The organism is Arthrobacter sp. Hiyo1, from assembly GCF_001263615.2.
GTDB lineage: Bacteria > Actinomycetota > Actinomycetes > Actinomycetales > Micrococcaceae > Arthrobacter.
This window is the reverse complement of sequence record NZ_DF952470.1, coordinates 412,543-415,265: the sequence shown is the minus strand read 5'-3', so window position 1 is coordinate 415,265 and position 2,723 is coordinate 412,543. Positions and strand designations below refer to the sequence as shown.

Sequence of the window (2,723 nt, the reverse complement as noted above, 5' to 3'; positions counted from 1 at the left end):
GTTGGCGGCGTTGACGATCGCGTCGACGTCGCGCGTGGTGATGTCACCTTGCAGGATTTCGAGCCGCATGGCGCCAGTCTTGCACGACACTCCGGTGGATGCACCAAAGTGCGGTAATTTGTGCCCATGGACATCACCACCGCCGATGGCTGGGGAGCCGCGATCTATGCCTGGATCATCCCCATGGTGGTGGGCGACGCGATCTTCCCGCCCATCCCGTCCGAAATGTTGGTGATCACCGGTGGCGCGCTGGCAGCGGAGGGCCGGGTCAACCTGTGGTTGGTGGGTTTGATGGCCGCCGTCGCCTCCTGGCTGGGCGACATGATTGTTTTCCAACTCTTCAAGCGTCGCTTGGGACACATCCTGGACCGTTGGGCGTGGGGCCGCAAAGTCCATCAGGGCATCCACCGGGCGATCGCCAGGGCCGGGCGATCCTCCACTTACGGCGCGATCATCGGAGCCCGGTTCATCCCCGGCGGGCGGCTGGCTGCGTCGGCTGCTTCCGGGATCGCAGAGGTTTCCTCCCGCGGCTTCAGTCTCTGCGCCGGCTTGGGCGGGCTGCTGTGGGCCACATGGCAGACCGGGCTGGGTTACTTTACGGGCTCGACGACGAAGCTTCCGTTCTGGGCGAGCTCACTGATCGGCGTCGGCGTGGGTCTGCTGATTGGCGTCGTGGTGGGCGTGATCGTCACGCATCGCCGGGGTGACCGCTCGCCGGTGGACGAGCCGGGCGAGCCGCCGCACCTTTAGGCGTCCCGGCGTCGGACTCAAACCGGCGACCATTTCCCCCGTTTGCGACGCAGCACATAAAGGTTCCCTGTGAGCGCTACGCGTTCGACGGCGTCGCGCATCATGGCTGCCGACGCGCGGGCCTCGCTGTTCTCGCCCGGATAGTCGCGCGGCTCCACGAGGAAGCGGAGGCTGATTTGGGCGACGCCACCAACAATGTCGAGCTGATTGGATTCGACATGATGACGCGTTTCCAGGGCCTCAAGCGCAGCGGCCATTACCGACTCCGGCGGGTTTCCTGGTTTGAGCCCGGTGATCTTCAACTTGGTCTGGAACGACGGCATCCCTCAACCCTAAACGCTCGATGTGAGCGAGGGTTTCCAGAAGGACGCATATATGTGAGCGAGGGTAGGACGGACGCAACCCTCGCTCACAAACAAGCCCTCCATGCCGCACGCTCGCTCACATGATGTGAGCGAGCGTGCGGCAAAAGACCCACATAAGTGAGCGAGCGTCGGAAGGGAAGGAACGGAAGGAGCCGCTATCCCGTGTTCCGGAGGCCGGCGGCCACGCCGTTGACGGTGATGAGCATGGCCCGCTGGAGGCGTTCGTCGATCTCGGCACCGGAAATGGAAGCTTCACGGACGCGGCGCAACAACTCCACCTGCAGGTAACTGATGGGGTCGAGGTATTGGTCGCGGATTTCGAGGGAACGCTTGAGCGTCGGCTGGGCTTCCAAGAGCTCGGTTTCGCCGCTCAGGAGTTCCACTTCGGCAACCGTGAGATCGTATTCAGTGCGGATCGCCTTGAACAAATGGTGCAGCTCTTCCGGAACCAGCGAAGACACGTAGTGCCCGGCGATGTCCATGTCGGTCTTGGCCAGGGTCATCTCCACGTTGGAAATCACGGACTGGAAGAAGTGCCAGCGCTTCATCATTTCGGCAAGCTCAGCGGTGTTGCCTGCCTCGCGGGCTGCCTTCAGGCCTGAGCCAACGCCGAACCAACCCGGAACGATCTGCCGGGACTGCGTCCAACCGAAGACCCACGGAATGGCCCGCAACCCGCCCAGTCCCGCACCGGAATCCGGCCGCTTGGAGGGCCGCGAGCCGATGTTCAGGGATCCGAGTTGCTCCACCGGCGTCGAGGCAAGGAAGTACGCCGGCAGGTCCGGATCGTCGATCAGGGAACGGTACTGGGCAAACGCGGCGTCGGAAATAATCTCCATGACGTGTCCGTAGCGCTCGCGCTCGTCGTCGGAGGTGCGCGGGGTGCGGTGCAGCGCGGAACCCTGCATCACGGCCGCCAGGGAGAGCTCAAGGTTTTCGCGGGCGAGCTCCGGCAAGGAGTACTTGTCCGAGATGACTTCGCCCTGCTCGGTGAACTTGATGGCGCCTTCAAGCACTCCGTTGGGCTGGGCCATGATGGCGTCGTAGGTCGGTCCGCCACCACGGCCTACGGAACCGCCGCGGCCATGGAACAAACGGACGTTGACGCCATGCTTGGCGGCGACGTCGCGTAGCTTGCGTTGGGTCTTGTGGATCTCCCACTGGCTGGTCATGACACCGGATTCCTTGTTGGAGTCCGAGTAGCCGAGCATGATCTCCTGGACATCGCCACGCAGCCGTACCAGCTCACGATACGACGGGTCAGAGAGCAGCAAGTCAACGATTTCGGCCGAAGCACGCAGCTCTTCCACGGTCTCCAGGAGCGGGGCGAAGCCGATCTTGGCATACGGAGCCGCGCCGAACAGGTCAATCAGTCCGGCTTCGCGGGCCAGCACAGCGGCAGCCAGGACATCGTCCGCGCCGCGCGTCATGGAGATGATGTAGGTTTCGACGACATCGGGCCCGTACGTCTGGAGGGCGTGGCGGATGCTGCGGAAGACGTCGTAGGTGCGGTCGCCGTCGCCGTCGAGCTTGATGGGGTGGCCGGACAGCGGGCGGCGCGAAGCCAGCTCCGCGCTCAGCCGCTCGAAGCGTTCGGCGCGGCTCAAC

At 64.1% G+C, this 2,723-nt stretch carries 3 protein-coding genes; 1 reads left to right on the top strand and 2 read right to left on the bottom strand.

Annotated elements, in window-relative coordinates; all coding sequences use genetic code 11:
* Positions 1-126: 126 nt before the first annotated feature.
* Entirely contained in the window at positions 127-750 is a 624-nt protein-coding gene (locus AHiyo1_RS10760; protein ID WP_059388562.1) for a DedA family protein, read from the top strand.
* 17 nt (positions 751-767) lie between these two features.
* Here AHiyo1_RS10760 and AHiyo1_RS10755 read toward each other — a convergent pair whose 3' ends face one another.
* Together AHiyo1_RS10755 and AHiyo1_RS10750 are read right to left on the bottom strand one after the other, a co-directional pair.
* Positions 768-1,073, bottom strand: a complete 306-nt coding sequence (locus tag AHiyo1_RS10755) for a hypothetical protein (protein WP_059388561.1) — start codon at positions 1,071-1,073, stop codon at positions 768-770.
* Between the two features lie 197 nt (positions 1,074-1,270).
* Positions 1,271-2,723: phosphoenolpyruvate carboxylase (locus tag AHiyo1_RS10750; protein ID WP_113990632.1), on the bottom strand; the 1,453-nt coding region annotated here is incomplete at its 5' end.

Coding starts and splice junctions, on each gene's coding strand:
- AHiyo1_RS10760 (WP_059388562.1), top strand. CDS start 127: ATGGACATCACCACCGCCGATGGCTGGGGAGCCGCGATCTATGCCTGG.
- AHiyo1_RS10755 (WP_059388561.1), bottom strand. CDS start 1,073: ATGCCGTCGTTCCAGACCAAGTTGAAGATCACCGGGCTCAAACCAGGA.